The sequence below is a fragment of the Halomonas sp. DP5N14-9 genome, assembly GCF_019802175.1.
Taxonomy (GTDB): domain Bacteria; phylum Pseudomonadota; class Gammaproteobacteria; order Pseudomonadales; family Halomonadaceae; genus Halomonas; species Halomonas litopenaei.
Window position 1 is genome coordinate 188164 of record NZ_JAHVHR010000035.1, and the last position, 25655, is coordinate 213818.

Sequence of the window (25655 nt, forward strand, 5' to 3'; positions counted from 1 at the left end):
GGAGAACATCATGGCAAACCGTTTGAACAACGACTTTCAGTTCATCGACGTCGGTCGTCAGGATCCGCAGAAGAAGGCGGCGCGCACCCGCGCCCGCCAGTTCGCCGAGATCTACGAGCCGTTCAAGCCCATGGAGGCGGCCAGCCAGGCGCATCGCTGCCTGCATTGCGGTAATCCCTACTGCGAGTGGAAGTGTCCGGTCCACAACTACATTCCCAACTGGCTGCAGCTGGTCAGCGAGGGCAACATCCTCGAGGCGGCGGAGATGTCGCATCGCACCAACTCGCTGCCCGAAGTGTGTGGCCGGGTGTGCCCCCAGGACCGCCTGTGCGAGGGTGACTGCACCCTCAATGACGGCTTTGGCGCGGTGACCATCGGCTCGGTGGAGAAGTACATCACCGACACCGCCTTCGCCATGGGCTGGCGCCCGGACATGAGCCAGGTGACCTGGACCGACAGGAAGGTCGCGATCATCGGCGCGGGGCCCGCTGGCCTCGGCTGCGCCGACATCCTGGTGCGCAACGGCGTCAAGCCGGTGGTCTTCGACAAGTACGCCGAGATCGGCGGCCTTCTGACCTTCGGCATTCCTGAGTTCAAGCTCGAGAAGACGGTAATGGAACGTCGTCGTGCGGTGTTCGAGGAGATGGGCGTGGAGTTCCGCCTCAACGTCGAGGTGGGCAAGGACGTCGCCTTCGAGGACCTGTTGGCGAAGTACGACGCCGTGTTCCTCGGCATGGGCACCTATACCTATATGGAAGGTGGCTTCCCCGGCGAGGACCTGCCCGGGGTGCACAAGGCGCTCGACTACCTGATCGCCAACGTCAACCACCGCCTGGGCTTCGAGAAGAACCCCGAGGACTTCGTCTCGCTGGAAGGTCAGCGTGTAGTGGTGCTGGGCGGTGGCGATACCGCCATGGACTGCAACCGTACCGCCATTCGCCAGGGCGCCCGCGAGGTGACCTGCGCCTACCGCCGTGACGAAGAGAACATGCCGGGCTCCCGGCGTGAGGTGGCCAACGCCCGTGAGGAGGGCGTGGACTTCCTGTTCAATCGTCAGCCGGTGGCGGTGGTCGGTGAAGAGCGGGTCGAAGGCGTCAAGGTGGTGCGGACCCGCCTGGGCGAAGCCGACGAGAACGGCCGTCGCCGTCCCGAGGTGGTGCCGGGCTCCGAGGAGATCATCCCCGCCGACGCCGTGGTCATCGCCTTCGGCTTCCAGCCGAGCCCGGCGCCCTGGTTCGAGTCGGTGGGCATCGAGGTCGACGAGCGTGGCCGGGTCAAGGCGCCTGAGCATGGCAGCTTCGCCTTCCAGACCACCAACGAGAAGATCTTTGCCGGTGGCGATATGGTGCGCGGCTCCGATCTGGTGGTGACCGCGGTCTACGAAGGTCGCCAGGCCGGTGAGGGCATCCTCGACTACCTCGACATCTGAGGCTCTGCCGAGCCCCGTCCCCCGCTGTGAGAACCATGGCGGAGGGGCGGGGCGGTTTCTCCAGGATGACTTCCTGTTGTGCAAATTGAGCCGTTAGTCGATATCTGCTAGTCTGTCGTCCCATCCTGGCGCGGCTTCCTGCCGGGCCTACCGATCACGTTTCGACAGGTTCTCCATGACACGATATATCTTCGTGACCGGCGGCGTTGTGTCCTCTCTTGGCAAGGGCATTGCGTCGGCCTCGCTGGCGGCGATTCTCGAGGCTCGCGGCCTCAAGGTCACCATGCTCAAGCTCGACCCGTACATCAACGTGGATCCGGGCACCATGAGTCCCTTCCAGCACGGCGAGGTGTTCGTCACCGAGGATGGCGCCGAGACCGACCTGGACCTGGGCCACTATGAGCGCTTCATCCGCACCAAGATGACCCAGTCCAACAACTTCACCACTGGCCGGGTCTACGAGCACGTGCTGCGCAAGGAGCGTCGTGGCGACTACCTGGGCGGCACGGTACAGGTCATCCCGCACATCACCGACGAGATCAAGCGTCGTGTCTACGAAGGTGGCGAAGGCTTCGACGTGGCACTGGTAGAGATCGGTGGCACCGTGGGTGACATCGAGTCGCTGCCGTTCCTCGAATCCATCCGCCAGATTCGCAGCGAGAAGGGCGCCAGCAACGCCATCTTCATGCACCTGACGCTGGTGCCCTACATCCAGACCGCCGGCGAGACCAAGACCAAGCCGACTCAGCACTCGGTCAAGGAGCTGCGCTCCATCGGTATCCAGCCGGATATCCTGATCTGCCGCAGCGAGGTCGAGCTGGAAGAGACCGAGCGTCGCAAGATCGCGCTGTTCACCAACGTGGAAGAGCGTGCGGTGGTACCGCTGCAGGACGCCGACACCATCTATCGGATTCCGCTGATGCTGCACGAGCATGGGCTCGATGACATCGTCTGCGACAAGCTGCGCCTCGAGGCCGACGAGGCCGACCTCAGCGAGTGGGTCAAGGTGCTCGACGCCAAGCTCAACCCGCTCAAGTCGGTGAACATCGCCATGGTCGGCAAGTACATGGAGCTCTTGGACGCCTACAAGTCGCTGAACGAGGCGCTGATCCACGCCGGCATCCAGACCCGCGTGAAGGTCAACGTCGACTACATCGACTCCGAGGACATCGAGCGTCACGGCACCGACCGGCTGGCCGGCAAGGACGCCATCCTGGTGCCCGGCGGCTTCGGTGAGCGCGGTGTGGAAGGCAAGATTGCCACCGCGCGTTTCGCCCGCGAGAACGACATTCCCTACCTGGGCATCTGTCTGGGCATGCAGGTGGCGGTGATCGAGTACGCGCGCCATGTGGCCGGCTGGAACGATGCCGACTCCACCGAGTTCACCCACGACACCCAGCACCCGGTGGTGGGCCTGATCACCGAATGGCTCAATCCCGAGGGCAAGATCGAGGTGCGCGACGAGGCCTCCGATCTGGGCGGCACCATGCGTCTGGGTGGCCAGGAGTGCCGTCTGGCCAAGGGGTCCAAGGCCCGCGAGGCCTACGGTGACGACATCATCGTCGAGCGTCATCGTCATCGCTTCGAGGTCAACAACCAGTTCATCGAGGACCTGGAGAAGGCAGGTCTGGTGGTCTCCGGACGCAGCGTCGACAACTCCCTGGTGGAAATGGTCGAGCTGCCGGACCACCCTTGGTACGTGGCCTGTCAGTTCCACCCGGAGTTCACCTCGACGCCGCGTGATGGCCATCCGCTGTTCACCGGCTTCGTCAACGCGGCCCTGGGTCACAAGGCCAAGCGCACCCGCGCCCAGTCCGCGCATCAGGAGTGATCGCCATGTCAGACGCCCAGCGTACCATCGAATTTGCCGGCCTGAGGGCCGGCAATTCATTGCCTCTGGTGCTGTTTGCAGGGATGAACGTGCTCGAATCTCGTGAGCTGGCCCTCGAGGTCGCCGAGGCCTACGTCCAGGTGACCGGCAAGCTCGACATCCCCTATGTGTTCAAGGCCAGCTTCGACAAGGCTAACCGCAGCTCGGTGCATTCTTACCGCGGTCCCGGCCTCGACAAGGGGCTCGCGATCCTCGATGAGGTCAAGTCGCGCTTCGGGGTGCCGGTGATCACCGATGTCCACGAACCGCACCAGGCGGCGCCGGCGGCCGAGGTGGCCGATGTCATCCAGCTGCCGGCGTTTCTGGCTCGCCAGACCGACCTGGTGGTGGCGATGGCCGAGACCGGTGCGGTGGTCAACATCAAGAAACCGCAGTTCCTGGCCCCCCACGAGATGCGCCACATCATCACCAAGTTCCAGGAAGCCGGCAACGAGCGGCTGCTGCTGTGCGAGCGTGGCTCGAGCTTCGGCTACAACAACCTGGTGGTGGATATGCTCGGCTTCGGCGAGATGAAGGACACCGGCTTCCCGCTGCTGTTCGACGTGACCCACTCGCTGCAGCGTCCGGGCGGGCGCAGTGATAGCGCCGATGGCCGCCGCGCCCAGGTGCTGGACCTGGCCAGGGCCGGGGTGGCGGTGGGCATCGCCGGGTTGTTCCTGGAAGCCCACCCCGATCCCGATTCAGCAAAATGCGACGGCCCCTGTGCACTCCCGCTTGATAAGCTCGAGCCTTTCCTGTCGCAGATCAAGGCGCTGGATGACGTAGTAAAAAAACTACCGTCGATCGAGATACGCTGACGCTACCTCCGTTGGATCGTGTGTTCTGGCCCTGGGGCCTATGGTGTCACCCGGGCGGATCGACAACGCTGACACGAGTTTTTCACCCACAAGGATCCTCAAGATGACCAAGATCGTCGATATTCGTGCCCTCGAGGTGCTGGACTCTCGCGGCAACCCCACCGTGCAGGCGGAAGTCCGCCTGGAAAGCGGCGCGATCGGTGTCGCCTGCGCACCGAGCGGCGCCTCCACCGGCTCTCGCGAGGCGCTGGAGCTGCGTGATGGTGACAAGAGTCGCTACCTGGGCAAGGGCGTGCTGAAGGCGGTGGACGCGGCCAACGGCAAGATCCGTGAGCGTCTGCTGGGTATGGACGCACGCGATCAGCGCGGGCTGGATGATGCCATGCTCGAGCTCGACGGCACCGACAACAAGGAAAACCTGGGCGCCAATGCCATCCTGGCGGTCTCCCTGGCCGCGGCCAAGGCCGCCGCCAACGCCAAGGGCGTGCCGCTCTACGCGCACATCGCCGAGCTCTACGGCCAGCCGGGCAAGTACCTGATGCCGGTGCCGATGATGAACATCCTCAACGGGGGCGAGCACGCCGACAACAACGTCGACATCCAGGAGTTCATGGTCCAGCCGGTCGGCGCGCCGAGCTTCCGCGAAGGGCTGCGCGTCGGCGCCGAGATCTTCCATGCGCTGAAGAAGGTGCTGTCGGCGCGTGGTCTGGCCACCGCCGTCGGTGACGAGGGCGGCTTCGCCCCCAACCTGGCCTCCAACGCCGAGGCGCTGGCGGTCATCAAGCAGGCCGTCGAAGACGCCGGCTACGCGCTGGGCAAGGACGTCACCCTGGCGCTGGACTGCGCCGCCAGCGAGTTCTACAAGGACGGGCAGTACCTGCTGGCCGGCGAGGACAAGAGCTTCGACGCCGAGGGCTTCGGTGACTACCTGGTGGGCCTCAGCGACGAGTACCCGATCGTGTCCATCGAGGATGGTCTGGACGAGTCCGACTGGGACGGCTGGAAGTCGCTGACCGCCAAGCTCGGCGATCGCGTGCAGCTGGTGGGTGACGACCTGTTCGTGACCAACACCCGTATCCTCAAGCGCGGCATCGACGAGTCCATCGGCAACTCCATCCTGATCAAGTTCAATCAGATCGGTTCCCTGTCCGAGACCCTCGATGCCATTCGCATGGCTCAGGACGCCGGCTTCACGGCGGTCATCTCCCACCGCAGCGGTGAGACCGAGGACACCACCATCGCCGACCTGGCCGTGGGCACCTGTGCCGGTCAGATCAAGACCGGCTCTCTGTGCCGCAGTGATCGTGTGGCCAAGTACAACCGTCTGCTGGTCATCGAGCAGGAGCTGGGTGAGCGTGCGAGCTATCCGGGCCGCTCCGCCATCAAGGGGCAGGCGTAGGCCCTTGGCAAGGCGCCGATGGTGCTAGTGTCGACGCGTCTTGTAAGAGATTGACTACAGTTCTTGTAAGACATTGACTATTTTGGCGCCGAAAAGGCTCGCAACCGTGTTGCGGGCCTTTTTTATCGCCTTGATTTTTCGATGTTTTTTCCGCAAGGCCCTCTCGGTCTGCGTCATGGGTGAGAAAAGTAGGGTGCTTGTGATGACCCCAGAAACTGACAGAATGGCCACACGAATCGAGAGGTCAGGCTTCGCGGCGGCAAGTCGCCCGTCTGTCCCACGGAAACTTCATTGTTTCGGCATCGTTTCCGCAAGGAGGTGGAGTCGACGTCGGCAGTGAAGGGGCATGGATGTCCTCGGTGGTTGACACCCGGATGGGCCGGACTTGCCACTCTTCGGTTCAGGTAGGTGTTTTCGGGATGCGTTCAGGAGTCAAGAGCGCGCCTGGTGCGACAGGAAGTCGCTTCTGGGCACGGAGGGCGCTCAGGGAGTAGGGCGGAGGGAGCCGCCCAAGGAAACGCTTGGAGCGGGCGGCCTACGGGCCGCCTTTTTTTATGCCTGCCTGTCGGGCACCTGCTTCGAAAGGCCATTGCGCCACGTCCTTCCCGCGCCGATGTCGGGCAGAAATCCGCGCCGGTCGCTGCTTGTCCGGGGGCGAGTGGGCCGGACACCCTCCTTCAAGATTGCCGTTACACAAACGCGACAGCCGCCCGGATAAGGCGGCTGTCGCGTTTGTTCAGGTACTGCCTGGCGGCTAAGCTCAGCGCTCGAGCTTTTCCAGCTTGCCCGGCTTGCCGTCCCACTGCTCGGCGTCTTCCGGCGGATCCTTCTTCTCGGTGATGTTGGGCCACACCTCCGCCAGCTCGGTATTGATCTCCAGGAACTGTTCCTGGCCCTCGGGCAGTTCATCCTCCGAGTAGATCGCCTCAGCCGGGCATTCCGGCTCGCACAGGGCGCAGTCGATGCATTCGTCGGGGTGAATCACCAGGAAATTGGGGCCTTCGTAGAAGCAGTCCACCGGGCAGACCTCGACACAGTCGGTGTACTTGCACTTGATGCAGTTTTCGGTGACGACGAATGTCATGCCAGTCTCCCTTCCTCGGGCCAGCGCCTTGCCGGCCTCTCTGTACAGTGGTGGCTTTCGCCCGGGTCGTTGGTGACGTGCGTGCGGCGTGGCGCCCATGCAGGCCATGCAACCTTCGCGTCCGGCGTAACATGCCGGCGCGTCTTAAGCCTTAATGTTATATAGAAATGGCTTTTTATAATCTACGGTCCTTGGGTGCCACATTCTAGTCCTCGCGCCGCTATCGGGCAAGAGTATGCCTCACAAGGGCCTCACAGTGCCGACTTCCAGCGGTACAGCAGTTCCAGTGCCTGGCGTGGACTGAGGTCGTCGACCGCCAGGCCGCCGAGTTCTTCCACCAGAGGGTGGGGGGCGCTGGCGAACAGGTCCGCCTGCTGGGGGGCGGACTGGTGGTGTCGGCTTCCGCCATCCGGATCAGCGCTCCTGCGGCCATGATCGATCTCCTGCTGCTCCAGGGCGGCAAGCTTGGTCCGTGCCTCGGCGATGACGGTCTGGGGCACACCGGCCAACTGGGCCACCTGCAGGCCATAGCTCTGGCTCGCGGGGCCGTCCTCGACCCGGTGCATGAAGACGATGCCATCATTGTGTTCGGCGGCGGTCAGGTGGACGTTGGTCACCGCCGGCGCCTCTGTGGCCAGCGCCGTCATCTCGAAGTAGTGGGTGGCGAACAGGGTAAAGGCGCGGGTACGGGTCAGGTGTTCGGCGCTGGCCCAGGCCAGTGACAGGCCGTCGAAGGTGCTGGTGCCCCGGCCGATCTCGTCCATCAGCACCAGGCTGTGGTCGGTGGCGTTGTGCAGGATATTGGCGGTTTCGGTCATCTCCACCATGAAGGTGGAGCGCCCGCCGGCCAGGTCATCGCTGGAGCCGATGCGGGTGAAGATGCGATCCACCGGGCCGATGGTGGCGCTGTCGGCGGGCACAAAGCTGCCGCTGTGGGCGAGCAGGGTGATCAGGGCCGCCTGGCGCATGTAGGTCGACTTGCCGCCCATGTTGGGGCCGGTGATCACCAGCATGCGGCGATCGTCATCCATGCGCAGGTCGTTGGGCACGAAGGGGCCGTCGCTGACCTGTTCGACCACCGGATGGCGACCACCGCGGATATCGAAGCCTGGGGTCTCTGACAGCGTCGGGCGGACAAAGTCCAGCGCCCGGGCACGCTCCGCCAGGGTGCACAGTACGTCGAGTGCGGCCAGCGCCCTGGCCGTCGCCTGGAGCCTGGCAAGTTCGGCGTTGAGGCTGTCGAGCAGGCTGTCGTACAGCAGTTTTTCCCTGGCCAGGGCGCGGGACTTGGCCGACAGCGCCTTGTCCTCGAACTCCTTGAGCTCCGGGATGATGAAGCGTTCGGCGTTCTTCAGCGTCTGGCGGCGAATATAGTCGGCCGGGGCCTCCTTGGCCTGGGCACGGGGGATCTCGATGTAGTAGCCGTGAACCCTGTTGTAGCCGACCTTGAGCCCGGCAAGCCCGGTGCGCGAGCGTTCGCGGGTCTCGAGCTTCACCAGGTAGTCGCCGGCGTGTTCGGCCAGGCCCCGGTGCTCGTCGAGCTCGTCGTCGAAGCCTTCGGCGATGACGCCGCCGTCGCGGATCACCACGGGAGGATTGTCGACCAGGGCTCGGGTCAGCAGTTCGGCCAGCTCCGGGAAGGGGCGAATGTGCTGGCGCAGGCCGTCGAGCGTGGTGCCGTCGGCGTAGCCGGCAAGGCTCGCCTCGAGTGCCGGCAGGGCGTTGAGGGCGTCGCGCAGCCGTGCCAGGTCCCGCGGGCGGGCACTGTTGAGGGCCACCCGGGCCAGAATGCGTTCGACGTCACCGATCGCCTTGAGGTCGTCGCGCAGCGGCTCATGGCCGTCATGGTCGAGCAGCAGGCTGATGGCCGCCTGGCGCCCCATGACCTGCTCGCGATCACGCAGCGGTCGATTGAGCCAGCGCTTGAGCAGGCGTGAGCCCATGGCGGTGGTGGTGGTGTCGAGCACGCTGGCCAGGGTGTTGTCGCCGCCCCCGCCAAGGTTGGTGTCGATCTCCAGGTTGCGCCGGCTGGCAGCGTCGATGACCACGGTGTCGTCGCGACTCTCGACGCCGATGGCGGTGACATGGGGCAGGGCGCTGCGCTGGGTGTCTCTGGCGTAGTCCACCAGTAGCCCGGCGGCGATGATCGCCGCGTGCAGGTGGGCGCAGCCGAACCCCTTGAGGTCCTGCACGCCGAACTGGTCACACAGCACCCGATGGGCGCTCTCGTGGTCGAACAGCCAGTCGCTCTGACGCCGCAGGCCCCGGCGTTCGCCAAGCGCCGGCGGCAGCTCGGTACTTTCCGGTACCAGCAGCTCCGCCGGGTCCAGGCGGGTCAGCTCCGACAGCATCTCTGCCTCGCTTTCCACCTCGAGCACGCTGAAGCGGCCGCTGGAGACCTCGAGCCAGGCCAGGCCGATGCGCTCGCCCTGGGGCGCGATCGCCACCAGCAGGTTATCGCGGCGGGCGTCGAGCAGGGCTTCGTCGTGGAGGGTGCCGGGGGTGACGATACGCACCACCTTGCGCTCCACCGGTCCCTTGGAGGTGGCCGGGTCGCCGATCTGTTCACAGATCGCCACCGACTCGCCGGCGCTGACCAGGCGTGCCAGGTAGCCCTCGGCGCTATGATAGGGAATGCCGGCCATGGGAATCGGCTTGCCGGCGGACTGCCCGCGCTGGGTCAGGGTAATGTCGAGGGCCGCGGCGGCGCGCTTGGCGTCCTCGTAGAACAGCTCGTAGAAGTCCCCCATGCGGTAGAACAGCAGCACCTCGGGGTGCTCGCGCTTGATCCGCAGGTACTGGGTCATCATCGGCGTATGGCTGGGGGCGCTGGGCTTGGCCATGTCGTTCATGGGATCTCGAAGCGATGTTGATGAGTCGTCGGCGGCGGGCCGGCATCGCGAGGGACGCTGGCGAAAGGCGTCAAGGATAGCATGGGCGCAGGGCGCGCCTGTACCGCTGTGCCGAGATCCGTCTCGGGCTTTCTTCCCGGGGGCCAGGCGTGTCAGCATGATGTATCCACGATGCAGCATTTGTGGGGCCAGAGGGTGTCCGTCTACCCTTGTGGGTGATCGGTCGACGCCTTTTCTGGTGAGTGCGGAGCGATTTTCAAGGAACTCTCTTCCCTTGCGGGACTCTCTCAAGGAGTCGCCTACAAGGAACTGTCTTTACGGACTATTCAAAGGAGCTGTCATATGGACGTTGTACGCATTATTCTCGCGATCCTGCTGCCCCCGCTGGGCGTCTTCCTGCAGGTGGGCTTTGGTCTGCACTTCTGGCTCAATATCCTGCTGACCCTGCTGGGCTATATTCCCGGTATCGTTCACGCCATCTGGATCATTGCCAAGCGCTGAACCTGCCTGGATGACGGGTATCACTGTCGCGGCGACCTCGGTCGCCGCGATGCGTTGGTGGGCGCTGTACCTGTCGGCTTGTTGTCGCGGTTGTCGTGGCAAGACGTTTCCGAGGCGACGACGAGCCTGTCATTGTTGTCGTGATGTCGTATCGTGACACCCTGTTTTCACCACAAGAGACGGGCCTGCGATGACAAATGCAGACGATCGTGTTCGTCGCCTGGCGATTCGGCTGGGTGAGTTGTGTGTCGAGCGTGGGGTCTCGGTGACCGCCGCCGAGTCCTGTACCGGTGGCGGCGTGGCCGCTGCCATTACCGATATCGCCGGCAGTTCACGCTACTTCGAGACCGGCTACGTGACCTACTCCAACGCCGCCAAGCAGCGGCTGCTGGGGGTGCCCGGCGAGACCCTGGACGCCCATGGCGCCGTCAGTCAGCCGGTGGTGGAGGCGATGGTAGAGGGCGCTTGTCGCGACAGTGGTGCCCGACTTGGCGTCTCGGTCAGTGGCGTCGCCGGTCCGGATGGCGGCAGCGCTGAAAAGCCTGTCGGTACGGTGTGGTTTGCCTTCGCCGTCGACGGGCGGCTCGAGGCCGATCGGCAGCGCTTTGCCGGCGGTCGCGATGAGGTTCGCCAGGCCGCCGTGGTCCATGCGCTCGAAGGCCTGATCAGGCGGCTCGAGAGCCTGACCTGAGCCTTGCCGGTGATGCCCCTTGATGTGCCCGTGGGCGTAGCGTCCAGCGCCGTGTGCCGGGCGTGGGGCGCAAGCGTTCCGGCCCCGCGGCTGTGGCGGTGCAGCGATCAACCCCTCATCCACTATTGATTTGCCCTATGCGCTCGATTCGTTACCTCGAAGGGCTGGTCGTCGTCCGCAAATTTCGTCATACTACTGTTCAGTCATACAGTAATTGCCAGGGTCCGGCGCAGGGCCCGATGGGGACTCGGGCAAGGCGCTCGACCCCGATCCATTGTCTACAGGAGCTCCGTAATGGCGCAGGATCAGAACCGCAGCAAGGCGCTGGACGCCGCCCTTTCCCAGATCGATCGCCAGTTCGGCAAGGGTACGGTGATGCGTCTGGGAGACGCTCCCAGGGTGGTGATGCCGTCGGTATCCACCGGCTCGTTGGGTCTCGATATCGCACTTGGCATCGGCGGTCTGCCCTATGGTCGAGTGGTGGAGATCTTTGGTCCAGAGTCCTCGGGCAAGACCACCCTGACACTGTCGGTGATCGCCCAGGCCCAGAAGGACGGCAAGACCTGCGCCTTTATCGACGCCGAGCATGCCCTCGATCCCAGCTACGCCGAGAAGCTTGGCGTCAATCTGGATGATCTGCTGGTGTCGCAGCCGGATACCGGTGAGCAGGCGCTGGAAATCTGCGACATGCTGGTGCGTTCCGGTGGCGTCGACGTGATCATCATCGACTCGGTGGCGGCGCTGACGCCCAGAGCCGAGATCGAAGGCGAGATGGGCGACTCCCACGTCGGCCTGCAGGCCCGACTGATGTCCCAGGCGCTGCGCAAGATCACCGGCAATATCAAGAACGCCAACTGCATGGTGGTGTTCATCAACCAGATCCGCATGAAGATCGGGGTGATGTTCGGTAGCCCCGAGACCACCACCGGCGGTAACGCCCTGAAGTTCTACTCGAGCGTGCGTCTGGATATCCGTCGTACCGGCTCGGTCAAGCAGGGCGACGAGGTCACCGGCAACGAGACCCGGGTCAAGGTGGTCAAGAACAAGGTGGCGCCGCCCTTCCGTCAGGCCGAATTCCAGATCCTCTACGGCAAGGGCATTTACCACGCCGGCGAGGTGGTGGACCTTGGCGTTCAGTGCAAGCTGGTGGACAAGGCCGGCGCCTGGTACAGCTACCAGGGCAACAAGATCGGCCAGGGCAAGGCCAACGCCGCCCAGTTCCTCGAGGACAACCCGGCCATCATGGAAGAGATCGAGTCCCAGATTCGTGCCCAGCTGCTGACCCAGCCGGAGCCGAAGAAGAGCGAGAAGGAAGCGGAAGCCGCGGCGCCCGCTGGCGACGACCTTGGCGACGATCTGCTGTAGCAGGTCGACTCGCGGCAGGCCGGCACGCCGGCCTGTGACGTCGCAACGTACGACTTTCCTCGGGCCCCTCGACAGGGGCCCGAGGCGTTTGTGAAAGGGGGCTCGCGCCGTCGGTGCTCGCCGTCCCGTGCCAACAGGAGATGACATGCACAAGGCTGCCAGCCAGATGTCCCCACGCGAGCACGCCATCGATCTGCTCGCTCGACGCGAATACGGCCGTGAAGAGCTGCGAGGGCGATTGCTGGCCAAGGGGCACGCCCTCGAGGACATTGAGCAGGCCCTGGAAGCGCTTGCCGATCAAGGCCTGCAGAGCGACCGGCGCTTCGCCGAGAGCTTTCTGCGCGGTCGGTTGATGCGTGGGCAGGGGCCGGTGAAGATGCTGGCGGAACTGGGCCAGAGGGGCGTCGATCGAGCGCTGGCCAGGGAGGCGCTGGCGGAACTGGAGCGCGAGGAGTCCGTCGACTGGTATCGACTGGCCAGCGAAGCGCTGGAGCGGCGCTTCGGCCGAGAGCTGCCAGCGGATGCCAGGGAACGTGCTCGACGTGAACGCTTTCTGGCCGGGCGCGGTTTCGACTTCGACCAGGTGCGCGAGGCGATACGGGCCCTCGGCGATGATTGAACCGCCGCCAGACGGGCCTTCTCGGATGCGGTTTTGCACGACCCACTTTAGTCGCTTGACAACTACGCTATAATGTCCCCTTTTGCGACAGCCCCGGGTCGCGGTTTCATGCTCGGATGCTCCGGCGTGCCACGGCAGTGGGCCGGTTCGACGCGCTCTATCGCTCATCGCCACGGATATTTCATGAAAAGCGCAGATATCAGACAGGCCTTTCTGAGGTTCTTCGAAGAACAGGGTCATACCCGCGTGCCGTCCAGTTCGCTGGTGCCGGGCAACGATCCGACGCTGTTGTTCACCAACGCCGGCATGGTGCCGTTCAAGGACGTCTTTCTCGGGCGTGACCCCAGGGACTATGTGCGGGCTACCTCCTCCCAGCGCTGCGTGCGCGCCGGTGGCAAGCACAACGATCTGGACAACGTCGGTTACACCGCGCGTCATCACACCTTCTTCGAGATGCTGGGCAACTTCAGCTTCGGCGACTACTTCAAGCGCGACGCCATCGGCTTTGCCTGGACCTTCCTGACCGAGGTGCTGGGACTGCCCAAGGAGAAGCTGTGGGTCACCGTCCACGTCAGTGATGATGAGGCCGAACGCATCTGGAAAGACGAGATCGGTATCGATCCCGAGCGCTTCTCCAAGCTGGACGAAGACAACTTCTGGCAGATGGGCGACACCGGCCCTTGCGGTCCCAGCTCCGAGATCTTCTACGATCATGGCGCCGAGGTGTGGGGCGGCCCTCCCGGCAGTCCGGAGGAAGACGGTGATCGCTACATCGAGATCTGGAACCTGGTGTTCATGCAGTTCGATCGCGACGCCAGCGGCGAGATGAAGCCGCTGCCCAAGCCGTCCATCGATACCGGCATGGGGCTGGAGCGCATCGCCGCGGTCATGCAGGGGGTCCACTCCAACTACGAGATCGACCTGTTCCAGAATCTGCTCAAGGCCGCCGCCGAGGCGACCGGTGCGAGCGACCTGGAGGCGCCGTCGCTGCGCGTGATCGCCGACCATATCCGTTCCTGTGCCTTCCTGATCGCGGACGGCGTGCTGCCTTCCAACGAAGGTCGTGGTTACGTGCTCAGGCGGATCATTCGCCGGGCAATCCGCCATGGTCACAAGCTGGGCGCCCAGGGAGCCTTCTTCCATCGCCTGGTGGCGGCGCTGGACGCCGAGATGGGCGAGGCCTACCCGGAACTGCGCCAGGCTCGCGCACAGATCGAGCGCGTGTTGCTGAAGGAAGAAGAGCAGTTCGCTCGCACCCTGGATCATGGCATGGGCCTGCTGGAGCAGGCGCTGGCCGCGCTCGACGGTGACACCCTGCCGGGCGAGACGGTGTTCAAGCTCTACGACACCTACGGCTTTCCCTATGACCTCACCGCCGATGTCTGCCGTGAGCGGGGCGTCACCCTCGATGCCGAAGGCTTCGAGCGGGAGCTCGAGGCGCAGCGTGAGCGGGCCCGGGCGGCCAGCCAGTTCGGCGCCGAGTACAGCGCCACCATCGAGCTCGAGGGCCAGACCGAGTTCACCGGCTACGACCGCCTCGAGGACAGCGCCAGGGTGGTCGCGCTCTATGACAGCGAAGGCAATGCGCTCGAGCGCCTGACGCCTGAGCATCCCGCTGTGGTGGTGCTGGACCGCACCCCCTTCTACGGCGAGTCCGGTGGCCAGGTCGGTGATACCGGCTACCTGAACGTCGAGGGCGGACGGTTCCTGGTCAAGGACACACAGAAACAGGCGGGGCATCACCTGCATCAGGGGGTGTTGCTCGAAGGTGAGCTGGTGGTCGGCAGCGAGGTCACGCCCCAGGTGGACGAGAGCCTGCGTGCGGCGACGGTGCGTAACCACTCGGCGACCCACCTGCTGCACAAGGCCCTGCGTCTTGTGCTGGGCGATCATGTCCAGCAGAAGGGCTCGCTGGTGACGCCTGAGCGCCTGCGTTTCGACTTCAGCCACTTCGAGGCGATGAGCGCCGAACAGCTCAAGGAAGTGGAGCGCCTGGTCAACCAGCAGGTGCTGGCCAATGCGCCGACCCGGATCGAGAGCATGACCCTCGATGAGGCCAAGGAGAAGGGCGCCGCTGCCCTGTTCGAGGCCAAGTACGCCGACAGCGTGCGGGTGCTGACCATCGGTGCCGACGACTTCTCCATCGAGCTGTGTGGTGGTACCCACGTGGCCCGCAGTGGCGACATCGGCTGCTGTCATATCGTCGCCGAGAGCGGCATCGCCTCAGGCGTGCGGCGGATCGAGGCGATCACCGGTGAGGGGGCGCTGGCCTACTTCGGCGAACAGGAGGCGCGCCTTGCGCGTGTAGCCGAACGCCTCAAGGCCAAGCCCGAGCAGCTCGAGGAGCGCGTCGACAGCCTGGTCGAGCGTAATCGCGGCCTGGAGAAGGAGCTCGAGCGGCTCAAGGCCAAGCTCGCCAGCGCCGCCGGCAGCGACATGCTGGCAAGCGCCACCGAGGTCAAAGGCGTCAAGGTACTGGCGACGCACCTGGATGGCGTGTCGGGCAAGGAATTGCGTGGCGTGCTTGACCAGCTCAAGAACAAGCTGGGCTCCGGCATCATCGTGCTGGGGGTGGCCGACGAGGCCGCCGGCAAGGTCAGCCTGATCGCCGGGGTGACCGATGATCTGACCGCCAGGGTCAAGGCCGGGGAGCTTGTCAATCACGTCGCCGGGCAGGTCGGCGGCAAGGGCGGCGGTCGTGCCGACATGGCCCAGGCCGGCGGTAGTGACGTCAATGCACTGCCGGCGGCGCTGGAGAGCGTCCCGGCCTGGGTGGACGCCAAATTGTGATCCCTCTGGGGTCGGGGGCTCGAGAGGGTCCCCGGCCCTTTTTTCTGCCCTGACAAAACTTCGCAGAGACAACAGTTTCATTCATTGAATCCAACGAGCGAGGAAGACGGCATATGGCACTATACGTACAGAAGTTCGGTGGGACGTCGGTCGGCTCGGTGGAGCGCATCAAGGCCGTGGCCGAGAAGGTCAAGGGCTTCCGCGACCAGGGCCATCAGGTCGTGGTGGTGGTCTCCGCCATGAGCGGCGAGACCAACCGCCTGATCGGGATGGCCAACGAGATCAACGACGAGCCGACCCCCCGTGAGATGGACATGCTGGTGTCCACCGGCGAGCAGGTGACCATCTCGCTGCTGGCGATGGCGCTGCACAAGCTGGACGTGCCGGCAACGTCCTACACCGGCTCTCAGGTCGGCATCATGACCGACAGCGCCCACACCAAGGCGCGTATCCAGCGCATCGAGACCGACGAGATGCGTGAAGACCTGGACGCTGGCCAGGTGGTGGTGGTCGCCGGCTTCCAGGGGGTCGATGAGGAAGGCAATATCACCACCCTGGGTCGTGGCGGCTCGGACACTACCGGTGTGGCGCTGGCGGCCGCGCTCAAGGCCGACGAGTGCCAGATCTACACCGATGTGGACGGCGTCTACACCACCGACCCGCGGGTCTGCTCCAAGGCCCAGCGCCTGGATTCGATCACCGTGGAGGAGATGCTGGAGCTTGCCAGCCTCGGCTCCAAGGTGTTGCAGATTCGCGCCGTCGAATTTGCCGGCAAGTACAATGTTCCGCTGCGCGTGCTGTCCAGTTTCGAGGACGGCCCCGGCACCCTGATCGTTGCAGACTCCGAACAAGACGAGGATTCCATGGAAGAACCGCTGATCTCAGGCATCGCCTTCACCGCCAACGAAGCCAAGCTGACCCTGCTCAACACGCCGGACGTGCCGGGCGTGGCCTCGCGCATCCTGGGCCCGATCGCCGACGCCAACATCGAGATCGACATGATCGTGCAGAACGTGGCGCCGGCCGGTGACTACACCGACTTCACCTTCACCGTAGCCAAGGGTGACTACAAGCAGACCATGCGCATCCTCGAGCAGCAGGTCATCCCCGATCTGGGCGGTGGCGAGTTGCGTGGCGACGATAATATCGCCAAGGTGTCTCTGGTAGGGGTGGGTATGCGCTCACACGCCGGGGTCGCCTCGAAGATGTTCCGCGTGCTGTCCGAGGAAAACATCAACATCCGCATGGTCTCGACCTCGGAGATCAAGATCTCCGTGGTGATCGACGAGAAGCAGATGGAATTGGCAGTACGTGCGCTGCACAAGGCATTTGGTCTCGACAAGGCCGATATCGAGAGCGAATAGTTTCTCGGCGCGGCGCACACCTTCTACGCTTTAAGGAGTCCCCTTGCCAATTCGGCCGGGGGCTTCCCTTAAACGGCACAATCAGGTGTCATGAGTCGCTAGTGCTCGCCACCAAGAAAGAGGGCACGTCGTCCGGAAGCGTGATGGCGTAGCGACTCACGTAACAAGTCTGAGAAGGAGATCAGTCATGCTCATCCTGACACGCCGCGTCGGCGAAACCCTGATGATCGGGGACGATATCACCGTCACCGTTCTGGGGGTGAAGGGAAATCAAGTGCGTATCGGCGTGAATGCGCCCAAGGACGTTGCCGTCCACCGTGAAGAGATCTACCAGCGCATCCAGCGCGAGAAGGCTGACGATGGCGCTGCCGATGATGAGTGAAGGTGGTGGCCGAGCGGAGAACTTTTTTCGCCTCGGGCTGGACAAAGGCCTTACGTCTCGGTAGGATACGCACCGTGCCGATGAGGGAGAGGTGGCCGAGTGGCTGAAGGCGCTCCCCTGCTAAGGGAGTATGGGGTTTATAGCCTCATCGAGGGTTCGAATCCCTCCCTCTCCGCCATTTTACGATGCATGTCGTGAAGCGGCTTCATGGGTACCGATGATCAGGCATGTTGGATGCCTGGTGCATCAAGAGATTGATACGCGCCCGTAGCTCAGCTGGATAGAGTACCTGACTACGAATCAGGTGGTCGGAGGTTCGAATCCTCCCGGGCGCGCCATCTTCTCCCAGGTTGCATTCCGATAGTTTCCTGGAATACGACATAGCAATGAGTTTCATTGCCTACGCGCCCGTAGCTCAGCTGGATAGAGTACCTGACTACGAATCAGGTGGTCGGAGGTTCGAATCCTCCCGGGCGCGCCAGATTCAGACCCGCTCTCTTCGGAGGGCGGGTTTTCTGTTTCCTGTCCAGTTTCGTGCTGACCGGCTGGCGATCACTGCCGGTTGCGATCGTTTAGGCGCCTGTCGCGAGATGGGCGCCTTTTTTTATGCTGTTTCCTGCCAAGTTTCCTGCCAAGTTTCGTGATGACCGGCTGACCGGCTGACCGGCTGACCGGCTGACCGGCTGACCGGCTGACCGGTTGACCGGCGTCGATTCTTTATGAACGGTGCTGTGTCGAGCGTCGGTCGTTGTCTCCCCTGGCCTGGTCTAGGCTGAAGCCTGACATTCACGCATCGGGAGGGTGGCGCATGGGCGGCAAGGTGGCGGCGGCGTATCAGGCGACCAGGGGGTCAGTGCTCGACGTGGATCGCGCCTTCTATGACGGCCTGACCGAACGGGCGGGGAGTCGGCGGCGGGTGGCCAGTCACCGGGTACCGATTCGTGATGGGCTGGCATGGGAGGTCAAGGCGGGGCAGGTCTTTCGCATCGCCATCGTCGACGGCGCCCAGGTCGGTGACTTCAACATGTGGCACCGCCATGACCCGCGCGAGCGTATGTGGGCCTCGCGCACCCGTCAGCTGCAGCGAGCTCATGTCAGCACCTACGACAGGCTGTGGTCGACGCTGCCCTTTCTGCGTCCCATGGCCACCATCATCGACGACACCCTGGCAGGCTACGGTGAGGACACCGAAGGCGGGCGCGTGCATGACCTGCTGGGAACCCGCTGTGATCCCTACGTCAATCGCCTGTTGACCGGCGAGGACTTCGATTTTCACTGCCATTCCAACCTGGTGAGGGCGGTCGCGCCCTGGGGGTTGACCGAGTTTGACGTGCATGACGTGCTCAATGTCTTCCAGTGCACCGGGCTCAACGACGATGACCAGTACTTCATGAAGGCTTGCCCGGCGCGGCCTGGGGACTATCTTGAGCTGTTTGCCGAGATCGACCTGTTGTGCGCGCTGTCCTGCTGTCCCGGTGGCGATCTGTCGGTGGATCTATGGGGGCCGGACGCCAGGGATCCGCTGTCCACCTGCCACCCCTTGGCGGTGGAAGTGTTCGAGGTCGAGTCCGAGCGGCTGGCGCAGTGGCAGCCGCCCGAGTCTCCGGCCTATGCAGGCGCCCACGGGCGACGTGATCCCGATGTGGATTGGGCCGATCTCAAGGACAAGAGCTAGGCGCTGCTCCGATCGGATTCCTCTCCGGGAGGGGAGGTTGGCCTGCCTATCCCTATTGGACGGCGGCGACTGCCTCGCTTCGGTGCTTGGGTGAGGCGAGATTCTGGCGCAGTGTGGCGTCAGGTGCTGTTTCTGGCGCTGCGTCTGATTCGATGCGCTGGGCGCCGAGCCCCGCAAGGAATTCATCGAGATCGGTGATGCGGCGCAGGGCCTGAAAGCGGGAGGCGGCCTCGCGGTCGCGCGCCTTCATGTGGTTCATCCACTGCTTTAGTAGCGATACCACCACTTTTGCCGGGAGTGTGGTACGCTGCATTGCAGCATAGGACGTCAGGATACCGGCTCGCTCGGCCCATGTCGTGGCCGGCAGGCGCTCTCCGGTGCGCTGCCAGTGGCGGATGCGCGGGGCGAGTTTCGGGTCGGCCAGGGCGCCGCGGCCAAGCATGACGTCGCGACAGCCGGACAGGGTGCGTGCCTTCCAGTAGTCCTCGAGGGTCCAGATGTCGCCGTTGGCGACGACCGGGATGCGCAGGCGCTGGTTGATGCGGCCGATCCACTCCCAATGGGCCGGCGGGCGATAGCCCTCGTCCCGGGTGCGGGCATGCACCACCAGTTGGGTGGCGCCGGCGGCCTCGGCGGCCAGGGCGCAGTCCAGCGCCCGGCGGCGGTCGGAGAAGCCCAGGCGGACCTTGGCGGTGACCGGGATGCTGTCGCCCACGGCACGGTGGACGGCGTCCACGGCACGCTCCAGGCGTCGCGGATCGCGCAACAATGAGGCGCCGCCGTCATGGCGGTTGACCAGCTTGGCTGGGCAGCCGAAGTTCAAGTCCAGGCTGATGGCGCCGAGGCGTAGCGCCTGGCGGGCATTGGCGGCCAGGGCGTCGGGGTCGGAGCCGAGCAGTTGCAGGTGCACCGGGATGTGGTTGGGGGTGATGACGCCCTCGGTCGCCAGTTCCGGGCAGTGCTTGTAGAACACTCGAGGCGGCAGGCGCGCGTCCACCACCCGTACGAACTCGGTGACCGTCCAGTCGAAGCCGGCGTCACGGGTCAGCAGGTCGCGGGTGTGGGCGTCGATCACGCCCTCCATGGGCGCGAGCCCGATGCGACCTTCGTCTAACCCCTGTTTATGTAGTAATTTAACAACCAAAACTGCTACCTTTAGACCATGGTGCTGTGCCGGGGATGTGGCAGGGTATAGCATCAAAATTTTTGCGCAAGCCGTATGATCCAGAAAGATCAAGGCAACTTTGGCGCTACAACGCGGAGGATCCCGCATGCAAGACACTCAGTTGCTCAACGAGGGCCTCAGCCTGATGGCGCTCGGCATGGGTTTTGTTTTTGTTTTTCTTACGGTGCTGGTGATCACCACCACGCTGATGTCTCGTGTCATCGGTCGCTACTTTCCCGAACCGGTGCCGGTCGAGGCGCCCAAGCGCGGGGCGGCACCCGCCGCGCCGGGCCAGGACGATGCGGTGATGGCGGCGATCTCGGCCGCGGTTCACCGCTACCGCCAGCGTCGCTGAGGTCGTCCGTACCAGGCGACGACCCTGACCGTGAATTTCGACAAAGCGCTTCATAACGATAAGGACCCAGCCATGAGCGAATCTGCACGCCCGCTAGGCATCACCGATGTCGTGCTACGCGACGCCCATCAGTCTCTGTTTGCCACCCGCATGCGTATCGACGACATGCTGCCCATCGCCGAGAAGCTCGACAAGATCGGCTTCTGGTCGCTGGAATCCTGGGGCGGCGCCACCTTTGACGCCTGTATCCGCTACCTCGGCGAAGATCCGTGGGAGCGGATACGGGCGTTGAAGGAAGCCATGCCCAATACGCCCCAGCAGATGTTGCTGCGGGGCCAGAACCTGTTGGGCTATCGCCACTATGCCGATGACGTGGTCGACCGCTTCGTCGAGCGCGCCAAGACCAACGGGGTCGATGTCTTCCGCGTGTTCGATGCGATGAACGACCCACGTAACCTCGAGCGTGCGATCCAGGCGGTCAAGGCCAACGATGGCCATGCTCAGGGTACCATCTCCTACACCAAGAGCCCGGTGCACACCCTGGACAGCTGGGTGGAATTGGCCAAGTCCATCGCCGACATGGGCGCCGACTCCCTGGCGATCAAGGACATGGCGGGGCTTCTGACTCCCTATGACGCCTTCGAGCTTGTCACCAAACTCAAGTCGGCGCTGAATATTCGCATCCATCTGCACTGCCACGCCACTACCGGGCTTTCGTCGGCGACCGCGCTCAAGGCCGCCGAGGCAGGCGTCGACAACGTCGATACCGCCATCTCCTCGATGTCGATGACCTACGGCCACAGCCCCACCGAATCGCTGGTGGCGATGCTCAAGGACACCGAGCGCGATACCGGCCTGGATCTGGAGGCCCTGGAAGATATCGCCGCCTACTTCCGTGAGGTGCGCAAGAAGTACGCCGCTTTCGAGGGCTCGCTCAAGGGCATCGATTCGCGCATTCTGGTGGCCCAGGTGCCGGGCGGCATGCTCACCAACATGGAAGGCCAGTTGAAGGAGCAGGGCGCCGGTGACCGTCTCGACGAGGTGCTCAAGGAGATTCCTCGGGTCCGTGAAGACCTCGGCTTTATTCCGCTGGTGACCCCCACCTCCCAGATCGTCGGCACCCAGGCGGTGATGAACGTGATGATGGGGGAGCGCTACAAGTCCATCTCCAAGGAGGTGCAGGCGCTGCTCAAGGGCGAGTACGGCGCTGCGCCGGCGGACTTCGACAGCGAATTGCAGAGCCGGGTGCTGGACGGTGCCTCGCCGATCACCGAGCGTCCTGCGGATCGGCTGGATCCCGAGATGTCGCGGTTGACCGATGAGCTGGCCGCCAAGGCCAAGGATGACGGCATCCGTCTGGCCGAAGGCGAGCGTCAGGTAGACGACGTTCTGACCTACGCACTGTTCCCGCAGATCGGGCTCAAGTTCCTCAAGAACCGTGACAACCCCGACGCCTTCGAACCCGCGCCCAGTGTCGAGGCGGCGACGCCCGCTGCGCCCGCCAAGGCGCCGGCGGCCAAGGCTGGTACCGCCGGACCCGAGACCTACACCGTCAAGGTCAACGGCACCGCCTACGTGGTCGAGGTCGCCGAGGGTGGCGACATTTCCCAGGTCAAGGAAGCGCCCGCCGCTGGCTCTTCTGACGCTGCACCGGCGGCGCCGGCAGCTTCCTCCGGCGAGACCATCGATGCACCGCTGGCCGGCAACATCTTCAAGGTCAACGTCAAGCCCGGCGACAGCGTGGCCGAGGGCGACGTGGTGGTCATCCTCGAGGCGATGAAGATGGAGACCGAGGTCCGCGCTGCCGCTGCCGGCACCGTGTCTGACGTCCAGGTCGCCGAGGGCGACAGCGTCTCCGTCGGCGACACCCTGATCGTGCTTTAAGGACCTCCCATGGAGAAGATTCTGACCCTATGGTACGGCTCCGGGCTGTACAACCTGACCCTGGGCCAGGCGGTGATGCTGGTGGTGGGCCTGCTGCTCTTGTGGCTGGCCATCGCCAAGAAGTTCGAACCGCTGTTGCTGGTGCCGATCGGCTTCGGCGGCATCCTGGCCAATATTCCCGAGGCAGGGCTGGCGTTGTCGGCGGCAGAGCAGGCGGCCCACCTGGGCCGTCCCGAGCTGCTGGCGCAGATGGCCCAGGCGCTCGGCACCAGCCTGCCGGCGGGCGCCGACGTGGATACCTGGCGCTACGCCATCAGCGAGACGCTGCACGGTGATATCTCGCCGGCGCTGCTTCGCACCGCCAACGACCTGGCCATGGATGGGGGCTATTCCCATGGCATGCTGTATCAGTTCTACAGCGTGGCCATCGCCTCCGGTATCGCGCCGCTGGTGATCTTCATGGGGGTCGGCGCGATGACCGACTTCGGTCCGCTGCTGGCCAACCCGCGCACCCTGTTCCTCGGCGCCGCCGCCCAGTTCGGCATCTTCGCCACTCTGATCGGGGCGGTGGGCATGACCGCCATGGGCTGGATGGACTTCAGCCTCAACCAGGCTGCGGCCATCGGCATCATCGGTGGAGCCGACGGTCCGACCTCGATCTATGTCTCGAGCATTCTGGCCCCCGAGCTGCTGGGTGCCATCGCGGTGGCATCCTACTCCTACATGGCGCTGGTGCCGTTGATCCAGCCGCCGATCATGAAGGCGTTGACCACCCAGAAGGAGCGCAGCATCGCCATGACCCAGCTGCGTCCGGTGTCGAAGCTCGAGAAGATCGTGTTTCCGCTGGCACTGCTGATCCTGGTGGTATTGTTCCTGCCGGATGCGGCGCCGCTGCTCGGGATGTTCTGCTTCGGCAACCTGATGCGTGAGTGCGGGGTGGTCGAACGGCTCTCGGACACGGCGCAGAACGCCCTGATCAACATCGTGACCATCTTCCTCGGGCTGTCGGTGGGCTCCAAGCTGATGGCCGACCGCTTCCTGGCGGTGGAGACCCTGGGCATCCTCGGGCTCGGCATGGTGGCCTTTGCCATCGGCACCGCCTGCGGTGTGCTGATGGCCAAGCTGCTCAACCTCATCAGCAAGCATCCGATCAACCCGTTGATCGGCTCCGCCGGTGTCTCGGCGGTGCCCATGGCGGCGCGGGTGTCCAACAAGGTGGGGCTCGAGTCCAATCCTCACAACTTCCTGCTGATGCACGCGATGGGGCCCAATGTTGCCGGCGTCATCGGCTCGGCAGTGGCCGCCGGGGTGATGATCAAGTACTTGGGATGATGATCAAGTACTTGGGGTGACACCCCGGGATAGTGATCAAACATCAGGATCAAGGTCATCCGGGCCTGCAGCCCTGGTTTGACCGAACGCAGCGCCCCCGCCGCCAGGTGGGGGCGCTGCTTTTGTAGCTGACTCCGGTCGAGCCCGTCATCCCGCTTACATGCGATCGCCACGGTGCTGTCATGCGCGCTTTCTAGTCTGGCGGCTATTGCCACCGACGGAGGACGGGCATGATCGATGTCGAAAAGGCCTTGATGGCCAAGGTGCCGAAGGCACAGAGCTGGCCAGCCTGGTGCCGCCGCCTGTTGAGCGCCGGCCTCAAGGGCCTGGTGCACGAGCGCGAGATCAATGCCTTTCTCGAGCGTCATCGCCGCGCCGGAGGGCTCGAGTTCATCGACGCGGTGCTCGATCAGCTGAACTTCGGCTATTCGCTGTCGTCGCGTGATCGCGACAACATTCCGGTCGCCGGCAGGGTGGTGATCGTTGCCAATCATCCCCTCGGTGCTCTGGATGGGCTGGCGCTGGTACGCATGGTGGCGGATGTACGCCCTGACGTGAAAATCGTCGCCAATGACCTGTTGATGCAGCTTTCGCCGTTGGCACCGTTGCTGCTGCCGGTGGACAACCTGTCGCGCAGGGGCTTTCGCAAGAGCCTGCAGGGCATCGTCGATGCCCTCGACGATGAACAGGCGGTGATCGTCTTCCCCGCCGGCGAGGTGTCGCGGGCGGGGCCCAAGGGGGTAAAGGACGGCAACTGGCTGTCAGGTTTCCTGCACGCGGCCCGGCGCACCAATGCGCCGATCCTGCCGGTGCACGTGGGCGGTCGCAACTCCTCGCTGTTCTATTCGTTGGCCTCGCTGTACTCGCTGCTGGGCACGCTGCTGTTGCCCCACGAGATGTTCCGCCAGAAAGGGCGGCACATCACGCTCAAGGTGGGGGGCGAGATCCCGCTGTCACGCTTCGACCGCGAGGACCTGGCCACCGTCGCCAAGCTCAAGCTGCTGCGTAAGCACGTCTACCGTCTGGGGCGGGGACGCAAGGGCGTGTTTGTCTCCGAGGCCGGTATCGCCCATCCGGAAAATCGCCAGCACCTGCGAGAGGAGCTGGTCGACGCCGAGGTGCTGGGCAGGACGCCTGACGGTAAGCAGATCCTGCTGTTTGACCATCGTCCCGACTCTGCGGTGATGCGCGAGATCGGGCGGCTGCGTGAAATTGCCTTTCGCCGGGTCGGCGAGGGCACCGGCAAGAAGCGGGATCTGGACGAGTACGACGAGCACTATCGTCATTTGGTGCTGTGGGACGATCGTGACCTGGAAATCGCCGGGGCCTATCGTCTCGGTGAAGTCGGGCGCATCCTCGATAGCAAAGGCATCGAAGGGCTCTACAGCGCCACCATCTTTCATCTCGAACAGGCGCCGATGGATCGCTGGCGCCACGGGCTGGAGCTGGGCCGCAGCTTTGTCCAGCCACGCTACTGGGGACGTCGCAGTCTCGACTATCTCTGGCATGGTCTTGGCGCCTACCTGCGCCATCATCCCGAGGTGCGCTGGCTGTTCGGGCCGGTGACCATTCCCAATCATCTACCGCCCCTGGCCAAGGACCTGCTGGTCAGCTACTACCGGCACTACCACGGGGACGGTGACAGCCCGATCCGGGCCAAGGCGGTGTGCACGATGTCGCGTGCCGGGCGCGAGGAGGCGGATCGGCTGTTTGCCGGCAACGATGCCGGCGAGGACTTTCAGCGCTTGAAAGGCGCACTGCAGGCCATGGGGGCGGGGGTGCCGGCGCTCTATAAGCAGTACGTGGAGGTGGCCGAACCCGGTGGCGTCAGCTTCAAGGCCTTCGGCGTGGATACCGCCTTCGGCTACTGCATCGATGGCCTGGTGGTGGTCGACGTGGCACGGCTCAAGGCCGACAAGCGCAGACGCTATATCGGTGAAGACGCTGTCTCGTCTGGAGAGGACGCTCTCACCAAGGACGAACACGCCGTCCTGGAGAGGCCGCTTTAGCAGGGGTCGCGTCGGACCGGCCCCGGAGGAGGAACAGACGGGGCTGGAGGCTCCCTCGACGTTAGCATCGA

At 64.3% G+C, this 25655-nt stretch carries 19 protein-coding genes and 3 tRNA genes; 19 read left to right on the forward strand and 3 right to left on the reverse strand.

Going from position 1 to position 25655, the window contains the following annotated elements:
* The first annotated feature begins 10 nt into the window (after positions 1–10).
* The 4 genes from KUW00_RS20585 to eno all read left to right on the forward strand — a co-directional run bounded on the left by KUW00_RS20585 (position 11) and on the right by eno (position 5516).
* Positions 11–1429 carry an FAD-dependent oxidoreductase gene (locus tag KUW00_RS20585; RefSeq protein WP_045991136.1) on the forward strand — a complete coding sequence of 473 codons (1419 nt, stop codon included), beginning with the start codon at positions 11–13 and terminating at the stop codon, positions 1427–1429.
* Positions 1430–1604: 175 nt separating this feature from the next.
* On the forward strand, positions 1605–3260 hold the full coding sequence (locus KUW00_RS20590) for a CTP synthase (RefSeq protein WP_045991135.1): 1656 nt from the start codon (positions 1605–1607) through the stop codon (positions 3258–3260).
* Positions 3261–3265: 5 nt separating this feature from the next.
* Positions 3266–4117, forward strand: coding sequence for a 3-deoxy-8-phosphooctulonate synthase (gene kdsA, locus KUW00_RS20595; protein ID WP_222570021.1), 852 nt, complete (start codon positions 3266–3268; stop codon positions 4115–4117).
* A 103-nt stretch (positions 4118–4220) separates the two neighbouring features.
* The gene (eno, locus tag KUW00_RS20600) at positions 4221–5516 is read left to right on the forward strand and encodes a phosphopyruvate hydratase (RefSeq protein WP_108132316.1); all 1296 of its coding nucleotides are present in this window, start codon (positions 4221–4223) and stop codon (positions 5514–5516) included.
* A gap of 760 nt (positions 5517–6276) precedes the next feature.
* Here eno and fdxA read toward each other — a convergent pair.
* Positions 6277–6600 (reverse strand): ferredoxin FdxA, encoded by a 324-nt coding sequence (gene fdxA / locus KUW00_RS20605; protein WP_045991132.1) that lies wholly within the window; start codon positions 6598–6600, stop codon positions 6277–6279.
* 251 nt (positions 6601–6851) lie between these two features.
* Complete coding sequence (gene mutS, locus KUW00_RS20610) at positions 6852–9452, reverse strand: DNA mismatch repair protein MutS (RefSeq protein WP_409996307.1); 2601 nt, start codon at positions 9450–9452, stop codon at positions 6852–6854.
* Between the two features lie 342 nt (positions 9453–9794).
* Between mutS and KUW00_RS20615 the strand changes: the two genes are divergently transcribed.
* The 11 genes from KUW00_RS20615 to KUW00_RS20665 all read left to right on the forward strand — a co-directional run bounded on the left by KUW00_RS20615 (position 9795) and on the right by KUW00_RS20665 (position 18839).
* Positions 9795–9953, forward strand: a complete 159-nt coding sequence (locus tag KUW00_RS20615) for a YqaE/Pmp3 family membrane protein (RefSeq protein WP_045991131.1) — start codon at positions 9795–9797, stop codon at positions 9951–9953.
* A gap of 190 nt (positions 9954–10143) precedes the next feature.
* Positions 10144–10644: a CinA family protein gene (locus KUW00_RS20620; RefSeq protein WP_045991130.1), complete on the forward strand. Its 501-nt coding sequence runs from the start codon at positions 10144–10146 to the stop codon at positions 10642–10644.
* A gap of 294 nt (positions 10645–10938) precedes the next feature.
* Positions 10939–12009, forward strand: coding sequence for a recombinase RecA (gene recA / locus KUW00_RS20625; RefSeq protein WP_045991129.1), 1071 nt, complete (start codon positions 10939–10941; stop codon positions 12007–12009).
* Between the two features lie 145 nt (positions 12010–12154).
* The gene (locus tag KUW00_RS20630) at positions 12155–12628 is read left to right on the forward strand and encodes a regulatory protein RecX (RefSeq protein WP_108132318.1); all 474 of its coding nucleotides are present in this window, start codon (positions 12155–12157) and stop codon (positions 12626–12628) included.
* Between the two features lie 183 nt (positions 12629–12811).
* A complete protein-coding gene (alaS, locus tag KUW00_RS20635; RefSeq protein WP_222570022.1) occupies positions 12812–15418 on the forward strand; it encodes an alanine--tRNA ligase in 2607 nt (868 codons plus the stop codon).
* Positions 15419–15531: 113 nt separating this feature from the next.
* On the forward strand, positions 15532–16782 hold the full coding sequence (locus tag KUW00_RS20640; RefSeq protein ID WP_045991126.1) for an aspartate kinase: 1251 nt from the start codon (positions 15532–15534) through the stop codon (positions 16780–16782).
* Positions 16783–16969: 187 nt separating this feature from the next.
* Positions 16970–17164, forward strand: a complete 195-nt coding sequence (gene csrA / locus KUW00_RS20645) for a carbon storage regulator CsrA (protein ID WP_045991125.1) — start codon at positions 16970–16972, stop codon at positions 17162–17164.
* Between the two features lie 85 nt (positions 17165–17249).
* Positions 17250–17342 (forward strand) — tRNA-Ser (locus KUW00_RS20650).
* 83 nt (positions 17343–17425) lie between these two features.
* Positions 17426–17502: transfer RNA gene (locus KUW00_RS20655), tRNA-Arg, on the forward strand.
* 66 nt (positions 17503–17568) lie between these two features.
* A tRNA-Arg gene (locus tag KUW00_RS20660) sits at positions 17569–17645 on the forward strand.
* Positions 17646–17972: 327 nt separating this feature from the next.
* Positions 17973–18839, forward strand: coding sequence for an urea carboxylase-associated family protein (locus KUW00_RS20665; RefSeq protein ID WP_222570023.1), 867 nt, complete (start codon positions 17973–17975; stop codon positions 18837–18839).
* A gap of 52 nt (positions 18840–18891) precedes the next feature.
* On the opposite strand, the gene KUW00_RS20670 is transcribed toward KUW00_RS20665, so the two are convergent.
* On the reverse strand, positions 18892–19923 hold the full coding sequence (locus tag KUW00_RS20670; protein WP_222570024.1) for a tRNA dihydrouridine synthase: 1032 nt from the start codon (positions 19921–19923) through the stop codon (positions 18892–18894).
* 187 nt (positions 19924–20110) lie between these two features.
* Between KUW00_RS20670 and KUW00_RS20675 the strand changes: the two genes are divergently transcribed.
* The 4 genes from KUW00_RS20675 (at position 20111) to KUW00_RS20690 (ending at position 25584) form a co-directional block, all read left to right on the forward strand.
* Entirely contained in the window at positions 20111–20359 is a 249-nt protein-coding gene (locus KUW00_RS20675; protein WP_045991122.1) for an OadG family protein, read from the forward strand.
* A 72-nt stretch (positions 20360–20431) separates the two neighbouring features.
* Positions 20432–22243 (forward strand): sodium-extruding oxaloacetate decarboxylase subunit alpha, encoded by a 1812-nt coding sequence (oadA, locus tag KUW00_RS20680; protein ID WP_222570025.1) that lies wholly within the window; start codon positions 20432–20434, stop codon positions 22241–22243.
* Between the two features lie 9 nt (positions 22244–22252).
* The gene (locus KUW00_RS20685; RefSeq protein ID WP_045991120.1) at positions 22253–23575 is read left to right on the forward strand and encodes a sodium ion-translocating decarboxylase subunit beta; all 1323 of its coding nucleotides are present in this window, start codon (positions 22253–22255) and stop codon (positions 23573–23575) included.
* A 230-nt stretch (positions 23576–23805) separates the two neighbouring features.
* Positions 23806–25584 carry a GNAT family N-acyltransferase gene (locus KUW00_RS20690; protein WP_222570026.1) on the forward strand — a complete coding sequence of 593 codons (1779 nt, stop codon included), beginning with the start codon at positions 23806–23808 and terminating at the stop codon, positions 25582–25584.
* Positions 25585–25655 lie beyond the last annotated feature (71 nt).